Origin of the sequence: Actinomadura gamaensis, from assembly GCF_042652125.1 — a bacterium.
In the GTDB taxonomy this organism is placed as follows: Bacteria; Actinomycetota; Actinomycetes; order Streptosporangiales; family Streptosporangiaceae; genus Spirillospora; species Spirillospora gamaensis.
On record NZ_JBHSIT010000014.1, the window covers coordinates 108,035 to 128,713 of the forward strand.

General features: G+C 69.6%; 16 protein-coding genes. 10 read left to right on the forward strand and 6 right to left on the reverse strand.

What is annotated here, in order from left to right:
- The first annotated feature begins 266 nt into the window (after positions 1-266).
- Positions 267-3,677 carry an RHS repeat domain-containing protein gene (locus ACFPCY_RS36980; protein ID WP_378263368.1) on the forward strand — a complete coding sequence of 1,137 codons (3,411 nt, stop codon included), beginning with the start codon at positions 267-269 and terminating at the stop codon, positions 3,675-3,677.
- Positions 3,678-3,995: 318 nt separating this feature from the next.
- Here the strand turns inward: ACFPCY_RS36980 and ACFPCY_RS36985 are convergent, their stop codons facing one another.
- A complete protein-coding gene (locus tag ACFPCY_RS36985) occupies positions 3,996-4,130 on the reverse strand; it encodes a hypothetical protein (RefSeq protein ID WP_378263370.1) in 135 nt (44 codons plus the stop codon).
- A 194-nt stretch (positions 4,131-4,324) separates the two neighbouring features.
- Between ACFPCY_RS36985 and ACFPCY_RS36990 the strand changes: the two genes are divergently transcribed.
- Complete coding sequence (locus tag ACFPCY_RS36990; protein WP_378263372.1) at positions 4,325-4,597, forward strand: hypothetical protein; 273 nt, start codon at positions 4,325-4,327, stop codon at positions 4,595-4,597.
- A 6-nt stretch (positions 4,598-4,603) separates the two neighbouring features.
- Here ACFPCY_RS36990 and ACFPCY_RS36995 read toward each other — a convergent pair whose 3' ends face one another.
- The 5 genes from ACFPCY_RS36995 to ACFPCY_RS37015 form a co-directional block, all read right to left on the reverse strand.
- The gene (locus ACFPCY_RS36995) at positions 4,604-6,166 is read right to left on the reverse strand and encodes a tyrosine-type recombinase/integrase (RefSeq protein WP_378263374.1); all 1,563 of its coding nucleotides are present in this window, start codon (positions 6,164-6,166) and stop codon (positions 4,604-4,606) included.
- A gap of 2 nt (positions 6,167-6,168) precedes the next feature.
- Positions 6,169-6,639, reverse strand: coding sequence for a hypothetical protein (locus ACFPCY_RS37000; RefSeq protein ID WP_378263376.1), 471 nt, complete (start codon positions 6,637-6,639; stop codon positions 6,169-6,171).
- Between the two features lie 201 nt (positions 6,640-6,840).
- A complete protein-coding gene (locus tag ACFPCY_RS37005) occupies positions 6,841-7,134 on the reverse strand; it encodes a DNA-binding protein (RefSeq protein WP_378263378.1) in 294 nt (97 codons plus the stop codon).
- Positions 7,131-8,087, reverse strand: coding sequence for a TRM11 family SAM-dependent methyltransferase (locus tag ACFPCY_RS37010; protein WP_378263380.1), 957 nt, complete (start codon positions 8,085-8,087; stop codon positions 7,131-7,133). Before ACFPCY_RS37010 ends, ACFPCY_RS37005 begins: the two co-directional genes overlap by 4 nt.
- Positions 8,084-8,983: a hypothetical protein gene (locus ACFPCY_RS37015; RefSeq protein ID WP_378263382.1), complete on the reverse strand. Its 900-nt coding sequence runs from the start codon at positions 8,981-8,983 to the stop codon at positions 8,084-8,086. The genes ACFPCY_RS37010 and ACFPCY_RS37015 overlap by 4 nt, the downstream gene beginning before the upstream one ends.
- A 361-nt stretch (positions 8,984-9,344) precedes the next feature.
- On the opposite strand from ACFPCY_RS37015, the gene ACFPCY_RS37020 reads away from it, so the two are divergent.
- From ACFPCY_RS37020 to ACFPCY_RS37055, 8 genes are all read left to right on the forward strand, one after another.
- Entirely contained in the window at positions 9,345-10,193 is an 849-nt protein-coding gene (locus ACFPCY_RS37020; protein WP_378263384.1) for a hypothetical protein, read from the forward strand.
- A 195-nt stretch (positions 10,194-10,388) separates the two neighbouring features.
- On the forward strand, positions 10,389-10,799 hold the full coding sequence (locus ACFPCY_RS37025; RefSeq protein ID WP_378263386.1) for a pilin: 411 nt from the start codon (positions 10,389-10,391) through the stop codon (positions 10,797-10,799).
- A gap of 327 nt (positions 10,800-11,126) precedes the next feature.
- Complete coding sequence (locus tag ACFPCY_RS37030; RefSeq protein ID WP_378263388.1) at positions 11,127-12,572, forward strand: hypothetical protein; 1,446 nt, start codon at positions 11,127-11,129, stop codon at positions 12,570-12,572.
- On the forward strand, positions 12,572-13,588 hold the full coding sequence (locus ACFPCY_RS37035) for a PrgI family protein (RefSeq protein ID WP_378263390.1): 1,017 nt from the start codon (positions 12,572-12,574) through the stop codon (positions 13,586-13,588). The genes ACFPCY_RS37030 and ACFPCY_RS37035 overlap by 1 nt, the downstream gene beginning before the upstream one ends.
- Complete coding sequence (locus ACFPCY_RS37040; protein ID WP_378263392.1) at positions 13,585-15,402, forward strand: VirB4 family type IV secretion system protein; 1,818 nt, start codon at positions 13,585-13,587, stop codon at positions 15,400-15,402. The genes ACFPCY_RS37035 and ACFPCY_RS37040 overlap by 4 nt, the downstream gene beginning before the upstream one ends.
- A 62-nt stretch (positions 15,403-15,464) precedes the next feature.
- Positions 15,465-17,789: a type IV secretory system conjugative DNA transfer family protein gene (locus ACFPCY_RS37045; RefSeq protein WP_378263394.1), complete on the forward strand. Its 2,325-nt coding sequence runs from the start codon at positions 15,465-15,467 to the stop codon at positions 17,787-17,789.
- Positions 17,790-17,822: 33 nt separating this feature from the next.
- Positions 17,823-18,746 carry a replication-relaxation family protein gene (locus ACFPCY_RS37050; RefSeq protein WP_378263396.1) on the forward strand — a complete coding sequence of 308 codons (924 nt, stop codon included), beginning with the start codon at positions 17,823-17,825 and terminating at the stop codon, positions 18,744-18,746.
- Positions 18,737-19,726 carry a C40 family peptidase gene (locus ACFPCY_RS37055; protein ID WP_378263398.1) on the forward strand — a complete coding sequence of 330 codons (990 nt, stop codon included), beginning with the start codon at positions 18,737-18,739 and terminating at the stop codon, positions 19,724-19,726. Before ACFPCY_RS37050 ends, ACFPCY_RS37055 begins: the two co-directional genes overlap by 10 nt.
- The last annotated feature ends 953 nt before the right edge of the window (positions 19,727-20,679 follow it).

Sequence of the window (20,679 nt, forward strand, 5' to 3'; positions counted from 1 at the left end):
ATCGGCCCGTGCACTGTAGGCGCCCTGCCCTGATGACGGCCCAGCCGTTCGGGCCCGCAAAGACCCCCCGCCCCGCTCGATTCGAGCTTGAACCAGCACCTTCCCCAGGGCGTAGGACCATGTCCGAAGGTGCTTCTCCCGGCCGCATACTCATCCCGCCATCCCGCCATCCCGCCATTCCACCTGCCAATTTTCAAAGAGGACGGATTTCCAGTGGCAGCAGGGCGGGGAATCGTGTTCAGCCTGCCCAGAAAAGGAGTGCCCGAGTGTCACGACGTGTTGTGGCGTGTGTCGCCGCATCGGTCCTGGCCGCCGCTGGCCTGGCGGCGGTGCCTGGTGCTGCCGGCGCCGAGGCTCGCCCCAAGCCAGCGCCATTCCAGTTCCAGCACCTGTATCCGGAGATCGGCTCGCCGCACGCGGGCAAGCCCAAGCTCGGGCCGTCCCACCGCGGCCCCGTCCGCCTGGTGACACCGAGCACCGTCGGCGACCCCGCCCGCACGCGCATCCCGACCTACGCCACCGCCAGGGCCGCCGGTCCTCCCACCGTCGCCGCGGCGTCGGTGCCGGTGGGAATCGGCCCGGCCCGCAGTGCTACCTTCCTGACCTTCAGCCTGGCCGACTACCTGCAGCTGAAGGTGAACGTCGGGTCGGGGAACGCGATGGTCCGCTCCACCGACATGTCGCTGCCGGGAATCGGCGGGAACGTCACCGTGGGTGCCAGCTACAACAGCCTGCTGCACGCCGCCGACGTGTCCACGGGGGTGATCTCGCCGGGCTGGCGGACCCGCCTGGGCGAGGACGTGCGGCTGTACAAGAACAGTGACAACTCCGTAACCTACACGGGCCCCGACGGGATCTCGGGCGTGTTCACCACCTCCGGGTCGGGCTACACCACGCCCAAGGAGTTCAAGGGCGACCTGAGCAGCCAGTCCGGCGGCGGCTGGAAGTACCTCGACCACGGCTCGGGCCGGCAGAGCTACTTCGACTCGGGCGGCCTGCCCACCAAGGTGGTCGACCGCAACGGCAACACCACCGACTACACCTACTCCGGCGGGCACATCTCGGCCATCACCTACAAGCCCAAGGGTGAGACGACCGGCCGCCAGATCAAAGTCGGCATGTACACCGGTGACCGCATCACCAGCTACACCGAGTCCGGCGGCGACGACGGCCAGCGGATCGTCGTCTACAGCTACGACACCTCCAACCGGCTGTCGCAGATCCAGCAGGCCGCGGGCGAGGTCACCAAGTTCGGTTACGACAGCGCCGGAAACCTGTCCTCGATCACCAACGGCAAGGGCGCCGTCACCAACCTGACCTACGACGGCGACCATCGCGTCCAGGCCGTCACCCGGGTCGGCGACTCGAGTTCGATGGTGACGCGACTGTCCTACCCGTCCAGCACGCAGACACAGGTGGCCGACCCCAACACCGACCAGTCCAAGGCGGTCGCCGACGTCCCGCACACCACCTACACCATCAACGTCAACGCCCGGGTGACCAAGGCCGTCGACCCGGCCGGCAAGACCCGCTCCAAGAGCTACACCCCCTTCAGCGACGTCGCGTCCTACAGCAACGGCAACGGCGGCCTGAGCACCAATACCTTCGGCGCCAACAACGGCGAATCACAGACCAAGTCCGCCTCGCCGACCGGATCTTCCGGGTCGCTGACCTACGGCAACGCGCCCACCTCGCAGAACCCGACCGCCGCCTACCAGCCCTCGGCCGGCACCGACACGCAGGGCAACTCCTCCAGCTACACCTACGACGGCGCGGGCAACAAGACCTCGACGAAGAACGCGCTGGCCGCCGAAGCAAAGGTGACCTACAACGACGACGGGACCGTCAAGGACTCCACCGACCCGGCCAACGGGACCAACGCCACCACCTACGGCTACGACGGCAACCACCAGCTCACCTCGATCACCCCGCCGACCGGCAACACCCTCAAAAAGAAGACCCTCACATACGACGGGTACGGGCGCCTGGCCACCTCGACCGACGGCAACGGCAAAAAGACCAGCTACACCTACGACGGCAACGACCGCGTGTTGACCATCACCTACTCCGATGGCACCCCCAGCGTCGTGTTCACCTACGACAAGGCCGGCAACGTCAAGACCCGCACCGACGCCACCGGCACCACCACCTGGGGCTACACCACCCGCAACCTGATGGCGGCCCGCCAGTCCACCTCCGGCGGCGGCGAGATCGACTGGCAGTACGACCCGACCGGGAACCTGGTCAACCAGCTCAACCAGATCGGCACCCAGCACTACGTGCACTCCACGCGCAACCTGCTGGCCTCCATGACCGACTTCGCGGGCAAGACGTGGACGTTCGGTTACGACGACGACGGCAACCGCACCGACACCTACTTCAACAAGACCTCCGACACCGCCTGGGCGATGCACACCCGCACCGCCTACGACGACTCCGGACGCCTCACCCGCACCACCACCACGCGCGCGTCCAGCGACTCCACGACCGTGTCGGACATCTCCTACTGCTACTCCAAGCGCGGCGACGCCACCACCTGCGACACCAGCAGCAGCGCCGACACCGGGTTGCGGCAATGGAGCAAGTCCAACGGCACCGTCAGTGACTACACCTACGACAAGGGCAACCGACTCACCAAGGCCACAGCCGTCAACGGCCACACCTACGACTACACCTACGACAGCAACGGCAACCGCACCAAACTCACCGTCGACGGCACCACCACCCAGACCCTGACCTACAACTCGGCGAATCAGATCACCACATCGGGGTACGGCTACGACGCCGCAGGCAACCAGACCTCCTCCCCGACGGTGACGCAGATGACCTACAACGCCGCAGAGCAGATGACCCAGACCAAGGTCGGCGCCACCACCACCGCCTTCACCTACGCCGGCCCTGGCCAGACCGAAATGGTCCGGACCGGCGGCATGTCGGTGGTCTACGGCCTTCCCGGCCCGGGCGCATCGGCGATCGACTCCTACACCCAGACCAGCAGCACCGTCTGGGTGATCCACGACAGCACCGGCACACCCCTGGGCTACAGCGACGGCAGCAACCCCTACGCCTTCGCCACCGACGGGCTCGGCTCCGTGGCCGCGATCGTCTCACCGTCGGGCACGCAGGCCGCGTCCTACACCTACACCCCCAACGGCAAGACCACCCCCGACACCGGCTGGGAGGCCGGCGTCAACCTCACCCGCTACACCGGCGGACTCACCGAGCCCGCCACGGGCCTGCTCAAGCTCGGCCAGCGCCACTACGACGCCGACCAGGGCGCCTTCACCCAGCAAGACAACATCGTCAGCCTCGGCGACCCCGGAAACGCCAACCGCTATGCCTACGCGGGCGACAACCCGATCAACAACATCGATCCCTCGGGCAACATTTCCTTCGACTTCAGCATCAAGGGCTGCTACTACCTCTGCGTGGGAGGTGGGTGGTCGATGGACTCAGAAGGCGAGGGTGCCCCGTTCGTGACCCTCGGCGTGGGAAGTCCTTCGGTATCCGGAGGTCTCAGCGAAAGCGCCGGAACCGTGAACTCCGGCCTGTCCGCAAGCGTTGGATGCAATGCCGGCTATGGCGGAGCCGGGTACGGCACCGAAGGGGGCGAGTATCAACTGGGTACGGTATCCAGCGATCCCGAGTGCGACGCGAGTCTGAAGTACACATTCTAGCCTGAAGGCCAAGACGCATGATTGGAACGCCCAGGGAACACCCCTGGGCGTTCGTCGCCGGTTAAGCGGAGGATTAAGAATCCGCCCGGTCGAGTCAGTACTTCTGGAAGGAAAAATGAGGCGAGCGCGACTTTTCTACCTCCTGGCAGTAGGCGTGATCCTGGCCGCATGGATGGGCGTCATGGCCATATGGAAGACCGCGAACGGCGACACTGGAACAAGGACCTGGGCCACTTTTGGCATAGCGATAATGGCCATAGTATTCTCGGTCGTCGTCTCCTTTATGATCAAGAGAGACCGAACCTAGTGCTGCGTTCCTCAAACGGCGTTGGGTTCGGGGGGGTGGGAGGATGGCGCGGTGCGGCCAGGGTCGGACATGAACAGCGGCCCGATGATCTCGGTGAACGTCGCGGTGGCCATGACGGCGGTGGTGCGCAAGACCTGCGGAGTCATCGGCGCCTGTGAAGCGTTCGGAGCTCTCGCCGGGGCGGCTCTGGCCGTCCGCTGGAAACCGCGCCGACCCGTGATCCTTGCGGTGGCTCTGCTCCTCGTTTCAGGGCCCCCGTTGCTGGCCGTCTGCGTTACTGCGTCTCCCGTGGTCATCACGGTGGCGATGCTTGCGTCGGGTATCGCCAAGGGTGTGCCTGGTGCTGTGGATCACCCAGCTGCAGAAGATCCTTCACGTCGAGACGCTCGCGCGGGTGAACGGGTGGAGCAGCGTCCCCGCCTACGCCCTGGCGCCGATCGCGCTCCTGCTGGTCGGTCCGCTCACTGAACACGATGGTCCCGGTAAAGCTGCCCTCGTGGTCGCCGCGACGCTACTGATCTCGACCGTTGCCGCGCTGCTCGCGCTCCTGTTGGGAAGTCGCATGGACAGCCGCACCGGAGAGGGAGAACCTGAACTGCTCACGGCTTCGTAGCGGCTATCACACGGGTTCGGCGTTGAGGATGATGGCGGCGGCGTCTTCGGCGGACTGGCGGGCTAGTTGTGGGAGCAGGCTGGTGTAGGTGTCGGCGGCGATCGCGATGGAGGACAGGCGGAGGGTTTCCTGGACGGTCTTCATGTCGTGGCCGGCGGCGAGCAGGAACGAGGCGGCGCCGTGGCGCAGGTCGTGCAGGCGGATGGGTGGTAGGCCGGTCTCCATGGCCAGGTGCTCGAACTGGTCGGTGACCTCGTTGGGGCGGATGGGTCGGCCGATCGGGTCGGTGAAGACCAGGCCGGTGTCGTGCCAGGCGTCTCCGGCGGCGAGCCGTTCGGTGTTCTGCCGGGCCTTGTGGGCGCGTAGGACGGTGACGGTGGAGGTGTCGAGGCTGATGGTGGCCTCGCCGGCGTCGGATTTGGGTTTGCCTTCGAAGGTATCGGGGCCGATCTGGATGATCTGCCAGCGGATGCTGACCGTTCCGGCGTCCAGGTTCAGATCGGTCCAGCGCAGGCCGCAGGCTTCGCCGCGGCGCAGGCCGCGGAAGGCGATCAGGTAGTACAGCGCGTACCAGCGGTGCAGTTCGGCGCGTTTCAGGAAGGCCCTGGTCAGTGCGGGCGTCCAGACCATGACCTTGGACGGGCGGGGCGCGCCGATGTAGGCGTCGATCCGGTTGAGGTTGTGGCCGTGTCCCTGGGAGGGGGTGTCCTTCCAGAGGCGTCTGCGGCGGGCGCTCATGGTGGCGCTGTGGGTGTCGAGGTCTTTGCGCCACTGGACGATCCGCTCGGGGGTCCACACCAGTGCTTTGGGTGCCTTGCCGGACGGCAACTCCACCAGGGAGGCGACGTTGACCTCCGCCAGTCCTTCTCTGATCGCTTTCTTCAGGGCGCTGCGCAGGGTGGCGCGGATGCGCTGCTTGGTCGCCGCACCGACCCGGCGGCGTCCTTTCACCTGGGCCCGCAACTCCGTGTCGCAGGATTCCCGTGCCCGGGTGATCAGGTCGTTGAGGTCGTCGATCTCCTCGAACATCCGGTCCACGTCGGTGACGCGGAGGCGGTCGATCCGGATATGGCCCAGGGCGGGGATCAGGTAGAGCTTGAGGTTGCTCTCGTAGCTGCGGCGGGTGCTTTCTCGCAGGGTCTTGCGGCCTTGCAGCCATTGCGGCAGGTACTCGCCGAGGGTGATCGTGACGTTGAGGTGCTGGCCGGTGCGGACCTTGCGCCGTACTTCTTCCGGGCTCGGGAGCTGCTTGGTCGCCTTCAGCGTCGCGCTGATCAGGTCGGCGATCTCGGCGGAGAGGGTGGGGTCGTTGCCGGCGATGTTGAGTAGTTCTTTGGCCTGGTGCAGTTCGGCTTCGGCGTCGGCCTGGCTGGCGTATCCGGCGCGGCGCAGCGGGCCGCGCCGGGTGCCGTCGGCATGCTGCGGCATCTCCAGCTGGTAGTTCCAGCTGCCGTGGTTGCTGCTCCAGCGTCCGTCGGGCCGGTTCAGCCGCTGGCATTTGCGGCCGAGCTTCTTGCCCGTCTCGTCGCGGCAGCCGCAGGTTTTGAAAGTGCTTCCCTTCGGCGCCACGATCAGCCCCTCCGGTTCTGCCGAGTGGTCGGCGAGGCGGTGTCGGTGGAGGGGTCGGGTTTGGGGATGCCGCGCTGGCCTTTGAGGGCGAGGATGTGGCTGGGGTTGGTGGGGTCGAGTGGGCCGTTCACGTCAGCGGTCCACAGCTGCTTGCGCTGCCAGGCCAGCAGCGCCACAACGTCCCAGACGGGAGTGGCGGCGAAGGTGCGGTGGCGGACGGTCCCGACGGCGATCGCGTCCAGGTTGCCGTTGGCCAGGTCGCGAAGCAGACGGCTGGCCTGCGGCCGTTCCCTCCACGGGGTGAGGTCGCTGGGGACTTCCATGGTCGCGTCGTCGAGGTAGAACTCGGTGATCGACCCGTGGGTGGCGACCATCGCACGGACGGCGTCCCAGTTGCGCTGCCGCCAGTTCCGGATCTGCTGCTCCGGCCAGAACTTGTCGATGTGGAGGTAGAAACCGAACCGCAAGTGCACTGGGAATCTGCCGTGTGCCCTTCGTCCGGTGAACGAAGGCGCCTGTGCATCGGACAACGTGTTTCTCCGTGAGGTGCGAGTCTTCGCCCGGCCACGCCGGTTGTGGCGGTGGCGCGGCCGGGCGAAGGGAGCCGATTGCCCTACGTGATCGCGGGCAGCGCACGGTGGCTCGACTCCGTCACGTACGACAAGCCGCACCGCTCACGGACCGCTGACGCCTCCCAGCGGGAATGCACCTGCCGTTTCTGACCGTGCGGGCGTGCGGAGCGGTTCGCCGTTCGCCTCAGCCGGGTTCAGTTCGAGGACCCGCAGGACGCCGGCGGTGGGGACCAGGTAGTTGTCGCCGATGCGCAGCACTCGGCACGGGAAGGTGCCGGCGCGCGCCAGGGTGTAGCTCTTGGTCCGGCCGATGCCCAGTGCGCGTCCGGCGGTGACCAGGTCGATCATGGCGGGCAGGGCTCGGATCTCCGCGCTGGTCAGTGCCTTCTTCTTCATTCGTCCTCCTTCAGCGTGGGTTGAAGCTGTCTCGCGGTCCCGAGCGGGTTGGGGCTGGGTTTCTCGGTGGGGCGCTGGAAGATGAGGAGGTCTTCGTGGGCGGCGGCGCAGGCGGGGATGCCTTTGTCGCGGGCGCGGCGGGTTTCGAGCATCTGGAAGAACGAGGCGCGCGAGATGACCCGGCTGTCGCGCAGCCCGCACAGCAGTGCCGCCAGCCGGTCGGCCGGTTGAAGACCGACGCGTTCGGCGGTGGCGGCGACGCGGCCGGGTAGGTCGACCAGTTCGCCATGGACGCGGATGGGGCGGATGGTGATCGCGACGACGCCACCGGGGCGGAGCAGGGCCGCGCATCCGGAGAGGATGTCAGCGAAGCCGTCGAACAGCTCGTCCAGGGTGGTGTGGGCGAGGTTGCCGCGGTCGGCGGAGTAGTCGGTGTTCCACTTCTGGATCCGAGATCGGCCGGAGTCGCGGGTGGAGCGGATGTGCCCGTGGGTGGACGCCCCGTACGGAGGCGAGGTGAGGACCAGCGCGGCTTGGCCGAGCCGGTCGCTGAGGATGGTGGTGATGTTGCGCGCGTCTGCGCAGGCGACTGTGGCGTTGCCAGTGGCGCCTTGGGTGCGGGCGAGGGCGATGTTGCGGGCGCTGAGATGCGCGAAGTGTTCTTCGTACTCCACCCCGGCGGCGTCGCGGCCCAGGTGGGCCGCTTCGACCAGGGTGGTGCCGATGCCGCACATCGGGTCGATGACCAGTTCGCCCGGGCGCGTGTAGGCGGTGATGACCTGGGCGGCGATCGCGGGCAGCATCCGGGCGGGGTGCTGCATCGCCTCGGGCACGTAGCGGTCCTTGCGCTGGATCCGGGACGGCTGCTGCCCGGTCGTCAACACCGAGCAGTCGGGGCCGGCCAGCCATGTCGGCGCACTGGTTTCGGGTTGGGTGGAGAGCTGGTCGGTCACACCTTGCCCTTCGGCTCACGGTCGTTGCGTCCGTCGTCGTTCGGTGTCGGGTGGGGTTTGGTGAACAGGCACACGTCGGCGTGAACGCGGGCAGCCGGCGGCAGCGCGGTGGCGCGCTGGTCGCGGATCTGGGCTAGATCGCCGGGGCTGCTTTGCACCAGCACTCCGTCTTCGCTGCTTGGGACCCGCACGGCGATGACGTGCTGGGAGTAGCGAAACCCCAGCGCCCGCGCCTGACGGATGATCTGGGGTGCCGGGTCGATGAAACGTCCGCCCTCGTGTCGGGCAGTGGTGACGACCGCCAGGTGGCCGCCGGGCCGCAGCATCCGCCACGAGGCCAGCAGCACCTCCCCCAGCGGCGGTTGCCGCACAGCCGTGACGGAGGCCGAGCAGCCCGGACAGGCCGCTCGCCCCTGGCGGGACGGCCGCAGTGCGGTGTCGCCGTCGTCCGGTGGTGGGGCGGTGATGACCAGAGCGGTGGTGCCGAGGTGGTCGGCCAGAGCGCGGGTCATCTGGTCGGGACGGCACGGGCGCAGCGCCACGCCCCGCGCCGCTCCCCCGAGAGAACGGGAGCGCAGCGTGCTCGCCACGTACTGGGCGAGGGCGAAGTGCGGTGCGCAGGCGACGGCGCGGCGGCCGAGTTCGGCTGCGGCGGCCAGCACCGAGTCGTTGGTCGGATGGGTCTCGGCCACCAGGTCCCCGTCGTGGGTGCAGGTGGCGATCAGGTGGCGGGCGAGTTCCCTGCCGGCGTTCGGACGGTGCCGGACGCACGGATCGAACCGGCTGGAGGCGGTGGGCTGCTCGTCGTCGGGGTCTGGGCACATCCAGACCGTCAGCGGCAGTAGCTGGCGGGGCGTGCCGGTGAGTGCGGGCGTGGGCTGGCTGGGTGCGTCCACGTGATGGTGGCCCGTGGCGGCCGTCCGATCCCCATGCGCCTCTTAAAGCTCTTCAGCCCGCCTCGATTACCGCCGGCGTCCGGCAAAGAGTCGTCCAAACACATGGCCGCGGGCTCGCGAGGTTCCTGGAGCCGGCCCGGCGACACCCGCTGGGCGATCTCTTTGCTCGCCACCTCGCCCTAAACACATCGGTGCAGGTCAGTGGGCACGTTGAGGAGTTGTCGGAGCTTTGCCCGGTGCCGTTCTCGGTTGGGTGCGGCGGGGGTGTCGGAGCTGGTCGCAGCCTGAGTTGGGCGGCGGTCGGGGTGTTGTGGCGTCCCGTGTGGGGTCCGAATCGGCGCCGAATGCGCACCGAACGGCGGTGGAGAACTGGTGGCGTCGGTTCCGCTCCACCACTGCACGGGGGTTCGTCATGTGCTCAACCGCCAACGCCCACGGTCACGGTCACCGCTCGGTCTTCGAGGAGGGGAACGCGCTGGATGCCGCCGAAGCAACGTTCGATCTGCTGATGCAGGGTCCCGCGCCGCTCAGTCTGGACGGTCGCCAGTTCGGGCGAGGGCTGCCCGCTCGTGAATGCACTCTGCTGGAGTGGCGGGATCTGCTGCTGGCCCGCGAGACCGGTGTGGAGGTGCGGGATGCGGTGTGGGCCGAGCTGGTCCGCCGGTCCCGCAAGCACGGCGCGTCCTGGACGATCGGCTGCGTCGGGATCGCGCTTCCCGGACTGAAGCGGGTCGCGGCCCCGCTCACCCGCGACCTGCAGCTGGCATCGGCCGACGATGTGGTCTCCGACCTGCTCACCGCGTTCCTGTCCGGGCTCCAGACGATCAACCTGGATCAGCACTCGATCGCGCCGCGGCTGCTGTGGCTGGCCAAGCGCGCCGCCGTCCGAGCCCGACGCACCGAGACCGCCACGCTGCCCATCGCGCCCGACGACCCCGCCTGCCGCACGCGGGAACCGGCCCGGGGGCACGAGGACTTCGTGCTGGCCGATGCCGTCGCGCAGCGGGTGGTCACGGCGGAGGAGGCTGAGCTGATCGGGCGGACGCGGCTGGAGAAGGTCCCGGTGAGCCAGGTCGCTGTCGAGCGCGGCGAGTCGGCGCGGCGGCTCTACCGGCTGCGTGAACAGGCCGAACAGCGGCTGGTCGCGGCGATCCGCGCGGGCAAAGTCACGGCCAATTCCGGCGGCCCCGAGCGCAATCAGGACCGCTGACCGCGCTTTCAGAGGCACAGCAAAGCTCGCGGGCTGCGACCGGCGCCGACCAGGCGGTCGTCCGATCCCCATCGCACCCGTCCCACCGGCTCCTCGAAGGAGGACGCCCACGGTCGCCCCGGTCGCGGCCCGCGAGCTTGCTGGCCCGCTCCTCTTCCCTGGCCTGGCTCGTCCTCGAAGTTTCGGGAGCTCAGCATGACCTTCACTCCGCCCACACGGCGTCCGGCGCTCCGGCGCTCACGGCACAACGGTGTGAACCGGGTCCGATGCCTCAGCGCGATCGTGCTGGGGTGCGTCGGCATCATCGCTTCGATCATCTGGTGCGCGTCCGACGCCGCGCAGGCCGCGCAGGCCGCCGATCGCCTGGTCGCGGTGTCGAACCTCAACCAGGTCATCGTGAACCTCCGCAACGTCATCATCGGGCTGTCGGCCGGGCTGGCCACCTTGTTCGCCACGGTCGGCGGTATCCGCTACATCCTGGGCGGCGGCGATCCGGGCGAGGTCGAGGCCGCCAAGAAGTCGGTGCGCAACAGCGCGATCGGCTACGGGATCGCGGTCATGGCTCCGGTGCTGGTGCGGATTTTGCAGCAGATCGTGGGGGCGTGAATGCTTCTCGCGCGCCGCCGATGCGCGCCGCTTCTGCTGGTCATGGTCGCAGCGATCCTGGGCGGCGGCCTGTGGGTCAGCGACGCGGCCGCCCAGCCGTCCGGTACACCCACGCCCTCGGCTTCGGCTTCGGCTTCGGGGCGAAGCGTGGCGCCTTCGCCCACTCCAACCGTCGCCCCGGGCAGCACCGCCAGTCCCACCAAGGCATCCGAGGCTTCACCGGGCCCTGTGTCTCCGGCGCCCGCCTCGTCCACCTCCCCGCCACCACCCGCCTCGTCGTCGACGAGCGGTGGGGACAGCGGGTGCGGATTCGGCGACTTGGCCTGCATGACCGGGCAGGCGATCTCGGACTGGTTCAAGGGGCTCGTCGAATCGGCGGCCAAGCCGACGTTCGAGTTGCTGTCGGCGACCGTGCTCGGAACGCCGAACATCACCTCGGACTCGATGACACGGATCCGGGAGCTGTGGACGACCTCGCAGTGGATCGCCAACACCTGCTTCGTGCTGCTGGTCACGATCGCCGGCGTGCTGATGATGGTCGGGCAGTCGCTGCCCGGCGAGATATCGCTTCAAGAGGTCCTGCCGCGGCTGGTGTGGGCGTTTCTGGTCTCCAACCTCAGCCTCACCCTGATCGGCTACGCCATCACCCTCGCCAACGGCCTCGCCGACGCCTTCCTGACCGCCGGAGCCGAGCAGATCGACCCGGCCGAGGCGGGGAAGATGCTGGCGTCCGGGGTCGAGGCGACGCTGGCGGTGAACCACGTCTTCTACGTCCTGGTCGCGCTGGTGGCGGTGGTGCTGGCGCTGACCGTGGCGTTCATCTACGTCGTCCGCCTGACGATCACCATGGTGCTGGTCGCCGCTGCGCCGCTGGCGCTGATGCTGCACGCCCTCCCGGTCACCGACGGGATCGCGCGGCTGTGGTGGCGCGGACTGTCGGGGATGCTGGCGATCCAGACGCTGCAGGCGTTGGTGCTGGTGTCGGCGCTGCGGGTGCTGTTCGCCAAGTCCGACTCCAACGCGCCGTTCCTCGGCATCCCCACCTCGCACCGCGACGGCGTGGACCTGCTGCTGGTGATCTGCCTGCTCTGGATCATGATCAAGATCCCGTCCTGGGTCGCCCGGACGATCTGGCGGCAGGCCCAGCCCCGCATGGCCACCCAGCTGTTGAAGTCGCTGGTGATGTACCACACCGTCGGCCGGCTCATGGGCGGGTCTCGCGGACGCGGCGGACGCGGCGGACGCTCGACCACGCGCCACGGCGGTCCGAACCGAGGTCCTCAGGGCGGTCCGCGCAGGAGGCCGCCGGGTGGCCCGCCGGGTGGAGGAGGTTCACGTCCCAACGGTGGACCGGGCGGCGGCTCGGGCAGCGGTGGGCCGACCGCCGATGGCCCGGCGGCCCAGCGGGAGCCGGCGCGGCAGCAGCCGAAACGCGCCCGGGTCAACTCGATCAAGTGCAACGAGGGCCAGCGGCGAGAGCAGCCGGAGCGGGCCCCCAAGGCACCGGGCCCTGCCCGCTCCGCCGACCGTCGGCCCCCACCCCCGCAACCCCGAATCTTGACGTCGCGGCTGGCCTGGACGGCCCACCCGGGCGCGCCACTGCCCCGCCCGACGTCTGCTGCACCGCAAGCCGGCCCGCGGTCGTCGGCCACGGCTCCGCCGATCCAGCGAGCGCGGCGCCAAGCCGATGCGGCGTGCACGCCGCGGACGCCGCAGCGAGTGGCGCTGCGGCTGGAGCGCTCACACCACTACAGCCACCGAGGAGCACGCTGATGGGATTCGACGACGCTGACCAGCCGCTGGTGGCAAGGATCCCCGCGGACGTGGAGATGCCGGACAAGGTCCTGGCCGGGCTGACCGCCCGACAGCTGCTGATCCTCGGCGGCACCGCCGCCGCCGCGGCCTGGATCTACATGCTCACCCAAGGACGCGTCCCGTGGATGGTGATCGCGGTCGTGCTGATCCCGCTGGCCGCGGCGGGGTTCGCGCTGGCGCTCGGCCGCAGAGACGGGCTGAGCCTGGACCGCCTGGCCCTGCACGGCGTCCGGCACGCGTTGCAGCGCGCGGTGCGCGTTCCCGCACCGGAAGGAATCGCGCCTGCCCCGAGCTGGTGCAAGCTGCGCGGCCAACTGCCCGCGCCGTTGAGCCTGCCCGTTCGGGCCGTCCGCGAGGACGGCGTGATGGAGCTGGCCGATGGCGGCACCGCCGCGCTGGTGCAGGCGGGCACCGTGTCGTTCACGCTGCGCACGGTCGCCGAGCAGGCGTCGCTGGTCGCCTCGTTCGGGCGGTGGCTGAACTCGCTGGACGCCCCGGTGCAGATTCTCGTCCAGTCCCGCTCGGCCGACCTGTCCGAGCTGATCGCCGAGCTGGAGGAATCAGCGCACCAGCTCCCTCATCCGGCGCTGGAGCAGGCGGCCCGCGGCCACGCCTCCTACCTCGCCGAGCTCAGCCAGTCCCGTGATCTGCTGACCCGCCGCGTCCTGGTCGTCATCCGTGACCGGTCCACCGGTGAGCTCTCCCTTCAGCCTCCGGCGCGTTCCGAGTCTCGGGATGCCGGTGCCGCGGTGACGCTGCGGCGTGCAGAGGAGACCGTCCGCGCGCTCGCCACTCTCGGGATCGGCGCCGTCGTGCTGGACGCCGATGCCTGCACCGAGGTCTTGGCCGACTCGCTGTCGCCCGGCCAGCCGCGCCTCAGCGGCCTGGCCCGTCCCGACGACCTCATCACCCGCGCCGCGCCCACCCACCCCGCGTCCGTCGACGGCGCGTCCACAATTCAGGAGAGCCCGTGATCCAGGCCAGGAGTCTGTCCACCGCCCTGACCGTCCTCAAAACGTTCACGCTCGGACGCTCCCGCCTGGCGGCCGACACCGACGAGCCGGTCGCAATCGGCGATCTCCTCGGCCCGCAGGCGTTGCGAACCGGGACGCGCAGCATCGAGCTTCCCGGCGCGGTGTGCTCCTCGTTCGCCATCACCGGATACCCGCAGGACGTGGGGGCCGGCTGGCTGGAGCCGCTGTTGACCTATCCCGGGCATCTGGACGTCTCGCTGCACATCGAGCCCGTCCCGCCGTTGGTCGCCGCGCAGCGGCTGCGTCGCCAGCTCGCCCGGCTGGAGTCGGCGTCCCGCTCGGACGCCCGCGCCGGCCGGCTGGTCGACTTCGCCGCCGAGGCCGCCGCAGAGGACGCGGCCGAGCTGTCGGCAGCGCTGGCGCGCGGGCACGGACGGCTGTTCAAGGTCGGGCTCTACCTCACCGTCCACGCCCCGGACCACGCCGCTCTCGAAGCCGAGGTCCAGCAGGTGCGGGCGCTCGCCGCGTCGCTGCTGCTGGACGCCCAGCCCACCACTTTCCGTGCCCTGCACGGCTGGGTCACCGGCCTTCCTTTGGGCACCGACCCGATCCGGCTGCGCCGCACCTTCGACACCGACGCCCTGGCGGCGAGCTTCCCGTTCGCCTCCCCCGACCTGAGCGCCCCGGCCGGTCAGAGGCCGGTGCTGTACGGGGTGAACATCGCCTCCTCGGGTGTGGTGCTGTGGGACCGGTTCGCTCAGGACAACTACAACTCGGTCACCATCGCTCGCTCGGGTGCGGGCAAGTCCTACTTCACCAAGCTCGAACTGCTGCGCCTGCTCTACCAGCAGGTCGAAGTCGCCGTCGTCGATCCCGAGGACGAGTACCGGCGGCTGGCCGAGGCGATCGGCGGAACGCGACTCGCGCTCGGCGCGCCCGGCGTCTGCTTCAACCCCTTCGACCTGACCAACGGCCAATCCGACGACGCGCTCACCCGCCGGGCGCTGTTCTGCCAGACCCTCGTCACCGCGATGACCGGCCAGCCGCTCACCCCGGAGGCACGCGCGGTGCTGGACCGGGCGGTGATGGCCGCCTACGCCTCCAAGGGCATCACCGCCGACCCCGGCACCTGGACGCGGCCCGCGCCGCTGCTGAAGGATCTGGTCGCCCAGCTTGAGGCGATCGACGAGGGCCATGCTCTGGCCGAACTCCTCGCGCCGTTCGTCTCCGGCTCCTACCGCAGCCTGTTCGCCGGGCCGACCACCACCCGCGCCGACGGCCAGCTGGTCGTCTTCTCCCTGCGAGACCTGCCCGAGGAGGTCAAGCCGGTCGGGGTGCTGCTGGCGCTGGATGCGATCTGGCGACGCGTCGCCAACCCGCACGACCGGCGTCCGCGTCTGGTGGTGGTGGACGAGGCGTGGCTGCTGATGAAGGAGCCCGAAGGCGCCCGCTTCCTCTACCGCCTGGCCAAGTCCGCCCGCAAACACTGGGCCGGCCTCGCAGTCGTAACCCAGGACGCCGAGGACCTGCTGTCCACCGACCTGGGCAAGGCGGTGGTGTCCAACTCCGCCACCCAGGTCCTGCTGCGCCAGTCCCCTCAAGCGATCAAGGCCGTCGCTGCGGCGTTCAACCTGTCCGACGGGGAGAAGGCGTTCCTGCTGGCCGCTGACAAGGGAGAGGGGCTGCTGTGCGGCGGTAACAGCGGTGATCGCGCCGCCTTCTACAGCGAAGCCTCCTCCTTCGAGCATGGCCTGGTCACCACCGACCCGGCCGAGCTCGCGGGCCTGCCCGGCGACGAAGGGGACCCGCTGTGACCCTGCTTCCCCTTCCGCCCGGGTTGGAGCATCTGCTCACGGACGCAGCCGCACGAGCTCCCTTGTGGGGTGGTGGTGCGGCGGTTTCGGCCGGGGTTTGGGGTGCGGCGCGCTGGCTGCTGTGGCAGTGGCGGCACCAGCGGTGGCACCGCGACGCCTACATGATCGAGGTGTCGGTGCCGCCGAACGTGGAGCCGCCGAGCGCGACCGCCTGGTGGACCCACCAAGTCGGCCTGCTGCGACCGCGCTGGAAGCGCCTGCTCGTCGGGCAACCACACTTGGCGTTCGAGTACCTGGCCGATGAAGCCGGCGCCCGCATCCAGCTCTGGGTTCCCGGGAGCATCCCCGCAGGCCTGATGGAGAAGACGGTCCAGTCGGCATGGCCGGGCGCCACGCTCAACAGGCGTCCCGTCCAGCCGCCGATGCCGTCCCGAAGCGAGTGCGTGGGCGGGCGCGTAGTACTGGCGCGGCCCGAGCATTTCCCGCTCACGGCCGAGCACAAGTCCGACCCGTTGCGGGCGCTGCTCGGCGCCTTCTCCGGCCTTGCGCGCGGAGAACGCGCCGTGGTGCAGGTCCTGGCCAGACCCGTCACCGGACGGCGCCTGAATCACGCCCACCGAGCCGCCGCCGCGCTGCGCGGCGGCGGCTCGGCCGCCCCGCAGGCCTGGCTCTTCGACCTGCTCACTCCCGGCCCCGCCGCGACCGAGCAGGTATGGGAGCTGACCCGCCGGTTCCCCGAGCGAGCTGAACAGGTCCGCGCCATCCTCAAGAAGGCCGCCCAACCTCGCTTCGAGGTCCAAGTCCGCTACGCCGTCTCCACCACCGCCCGACCAGGCGAGGCGACCCGCGACCGGTTGCGAGGACGCGCCCACAGCCTCGCCGCGACGTTCGCGCTGTTCAGTTCCGGCCACCAGTATCTGCGGCGCCGCCGCCTGTTCTTCCCCGCCCGCTGCATCGCGCGACGACGACTGTGCCGGGGCTACCTGCTGTCCGCTAGCGAGTTGGCCGCGCTGGCCCATCTGCCGCTCGATCCGGACGCACCGGGCATCGCCCGCGCCGGAGCCCGTCCCGTCGCGCCGTCGCCACTCGTCCCGGTCGGCGGGAACGTCCGGGTCCTGGGGGACGCGGACGCCGGGCACCCGCGCCCGGTCGGGATGCCGATTCCCGGCGCACGCCAGCACGTTCACGTGCTCGGACAGACCGGCGTCGGGAAATCGACGCTGCTCGCCTCGATGATCCTCGACGACGTCCATGCGCGCCGTGGCGCCTTGGTCATCGACCCCAAGGGCGACCTGGTCGCCGACGTCCTCGACCGCCTTCCCCAACACGCGCTCTCCAGGACGGTGCTGTTCGATCCCGGAGACCCAACCCCACCGCCGTCGGTGAACGTGCTGGCCGGACCGGACCCGGTATTCGCGGTCGACTCGATCATCACCATCTTCCGACGCTGCTTCTCCTCCTCCTGGGGGCCGCGCCTGGACGACCTGCTGCGCTCGGCCTGCCTCACCCTCACCCAGGTCAACGGCCCCAAAGCCACACTCGCCCAAGTCCCACGACTGCTCGCCGACACCGCCTACCGGGCCAGGATCACCGCCCAACTCGACGACGAACTGCTGGCCGGATTCTGGGCCGACTACGACGAACTCTCACCCGCCGGCCGCGCCGCGACCATCGGGCCGGTGATGAACAAGCTCCGCACCGTCCTGCTGCGGCCGTTCGTCCGCGACGCGCTGTCGGCCAGCGAGTCAACCGTGCATCTGGGCCGGCACCTCGACAAGGGCGGCCTCGTCCTGGCCCGTCTCCCCAAGGGCGTCCTCGGCGAGGACGCGGCCCGGCTGTTCGGGTCACTGCTGCTCGCCCACACCTGGCAGGCCATCACCCGCCGCGCGCTGCTCCCCGAGGACCAGCGTCCGGACGCCGCCGCCTACGTCGACGAATGCCACAACTTCCTCAACCTGCCCGGCTCCATCGGCGACGTCCTCGCCGAAGCCCGCGGCTACCGGTTCTCCCTCGTCCTGGCCCACCAGCACCTCACCCAGCTCCCCAAAGACCTGCGCGAGGCGGTGTCGGCCGACGCCCGCAACAAGCTCTACTTCACCACCTCACCCGAAGACGCCCACGACCTCGCCCGCCACGTCGCCCCGCTGCTCACAGCCCACGACCTGTCCCACCTGGGCGCCTACCAAGCCGCCGCCCGCCTGATCACCGGCACCCAGCAAACACCCGCGTTCACCTTCCGCACCCGCCCCCTCCCCGCCGCCACACCCGGCCGCCAGGACGAAGCGCGCAAGGCGGCCCGCCAATGGTCCGCGCAACGCGCACCGCACTCGGCCCGCAAACCCAAGCAGCCGCGCAAGGCGGCGCTGCGCGACCCGCGCCAGCGCTGACCGGCCCGCTTCCGCCTCGATTCAGGAGCCCGCATGAGTCGTCGTGTTGTCCGCCTCCGCCGTCCGGCCACGGCACCGCCGCCCCGGATGTCGCCCGAGCTGCTGGCCGAACTCGCCCACCGCCTCACCGACCGCGACCGACACGTCCTCGAACTGGTCTGGGACCACCGCGTCCTGACCACCCACCAACTCGCCGCGATCTGCTTCTCCACCCCAGGCAAGGCCCGCCACCGCCTGCTGGAGCTGTTCCGCATGTCCGCGCTGGAACGCGTCCAGCCGTGGACGCCGGTGGGCACGCGCCCCTGGCACTGGGTCCTCGGACCGGCCGGAGCCCACGTCCTGGCCGGGCAGCGCGGCATCGACGTCACCGAGCTCGGCTACAAACGCACCGCCGCTCTGGCCGTCTGCCACTCCCGCCAGCTCGGCCACCAGATCGGCGTGAACGAGTTCTTCGCCCAGCTCCACCGCCACGCCCGCACGCGCAACGACGGCGCGGCCGTGAAGGACTGGTGGCCCCAGCGGCGCTGCGCACGCCTGTGGGGCGACCTGGCCCGTCCGGACGCCTACGGACGCTGGACCGAACCCAGCCCCGAAGGCGGCCTGGTCGAGGTCGACTTCTTCCTTGAGTACGACACGGGCACCGAGCCACTGCCCAAGGTCGCCGAAAAACTCACCGACTACACCGCTCTGGCCGAGTCCACGGGCATCTCCACACCGGTCCTGTTCTGGCTGCCCTCCCGAGCCCGAGAGACCAACCTGCGGCGCCTCATCCGCACCTCGCCCGTCCCCGCCGCAACCGCCGTCCACACCGGAACCCAGCCCGACGACGGCCCCGCCGAACAAGTCTGGCTACCACTCGGGACCGGCGACCGGCGCGCACGCCTCATCGAGCTCGCCGAGGCCCTGGGCCACCCAACCGGCGACCAACCGAGCCCGGAGCAGACCTCGTGCCGCTGATACTCGCAGGCGCCGCCGGAGCATTCCTCGTCCTGGTCGCTGCGATCCTCGGCGGCGTCTCCAGCGCGTTCAGCGCAGGCAGCGACCCCGACGCGACGAACTGCGCCCCATCTCCCGGCACCGGCCCAGGCCGCACCGGGTCCACTAACATCCCGCCCAGCTACCTTGCGCTCTACGTGCGCGCCGGGCAGGAGTACGGCATCCCGTGGAACATCCTGGCCGCCGTCGGTGCGGTCGAGTCCGACCACGGCCGCTCCACTCACCCGGGCATCACCTCAGGCGAGAACTCCGCCGGTGCGGGTGGCCCCATGCAGTTCCTTCCCGGAACCTGGGCCACCTTCGGCGTCGATGGCGACCACGACGGCCGCCGCGACCGCTACGACCCCTCCGACGCCATCCCCGCCGCCGCCCGCTACCTCAAACACAACGGCGCACCCGCAAAGCTCCGCACCGCGCTGCTCGACTACAACCACTCCAACGCCTACGTGAACGACGTCCTCAAACGCGCCGCCACGTACGCCAAAAGCTCCGGCAGCACACCACTGGCCACAGCCCCCATGAGCTGCGCGACAGCGCCGGGCGCGGGGTTCGCGGCGGCACCGAACCAAGCCGCCGCCAAGGCGATCACGTTCGCCCGCGCCCAACTCGGCAAGCCCTACGTCTGGGGCGCTACCGGCCCGAACGCCTATGACTGCTCCGGCCTCACCCTCGCCGCCTACCGCGCCGCAGGAATCACCATCCCCCGCGTGTCCGGCGACCAGTGGAACCACGAACCCCGCGTCCCCAACGGTCACGAACAGCCCGGCGACCTGGTCTTCTTCAACTCCGGCCCCGGAACCTCCACCACCAACCCCGGACACGTCGGCCTCGTCATCGGCCCCGGCAAGATGATCGCCGCACCCCACACCGGCACGGTCGTCCAGATCCAGGCCTACCACCGCCCCACCCTCCTCGGCTTCGCCCGGCCAAGGAATCCATGAGCTGGGGCAGACGCATGGACTTTGAGCTGCTCTGCCCCTTGTCAAGACTTATGAAATCACCGTAAGCGAGGACCCCTATGAGCCACCTCGTCTGGAGCATCGCTGTGTCAAGGCCGCGGCCTGGTGAGTTTCTTCGGCAGCGTCGAGTAGCCAGTCCCCTGCGTAGGAATCGAGTCGAGAATCGCAGGTGCCCGGTGGGTGAGGCTCGGACTCGCCCGGGCCGTAGAGCACACGCACACTCATGGCGCGTAGGTCGAAGATGCTGCTTGAGAGCGCCGGGTTCGCTGCGAGAGCGAACTTGACGAACGGCAGCACGACGGTCGGCATGCCGAGCGGTACGAGTTCAGCCAGCAGCCCATGCGGGTAGCTGTCGGCGGTGCCCTGGGCCCGCTTGTTCCGAGTGTTGTACGTGGCGGGCGCAGTGATATGGCTTGGGCTTTGGGCAGACTCCCGGAGTCATCAGGCTTACGCAGATGTCCCAGCCGCGCCCTTGTGCCTGCGTGACGAGCCGCTCAACACGGGATACGGGCCCGGCCATGCAGACCCTGAGTTGGTCTCCAGCGCCGCGACGATCGAGAAGGCCCAGCCGGAAGTATGTGATGCTGCTCCTCGTTGCGACCGTAGGTGTGGCAGAACGCTAGGACCGGGCTAGGTCGCACGGCGCAGGAGTGTCGCGGCCAGCGCGAACCGCAGCCGGGCCGCGCGTCCAGGCCGCCGTGATTCAGCCCGTCATAGAGCGAACCGTGGCCGAGTCGGTGCTCATCCCCCAGCACCAGGTCGACCAGCGTCCGGACGGCCCCGTCGGTGCAGAGGACCTGTCGGCGTACTGCTACGAGCGGTCCTGGTAAGCATTTGGCCGCTGGAGGTCATAGTGGAATGGCGCAGTCAGGTGACGGCGGCGAAGGGGTGCGACCAACTTCGTGCGAGCGATCGACTCCGACAAGTGGACGTGC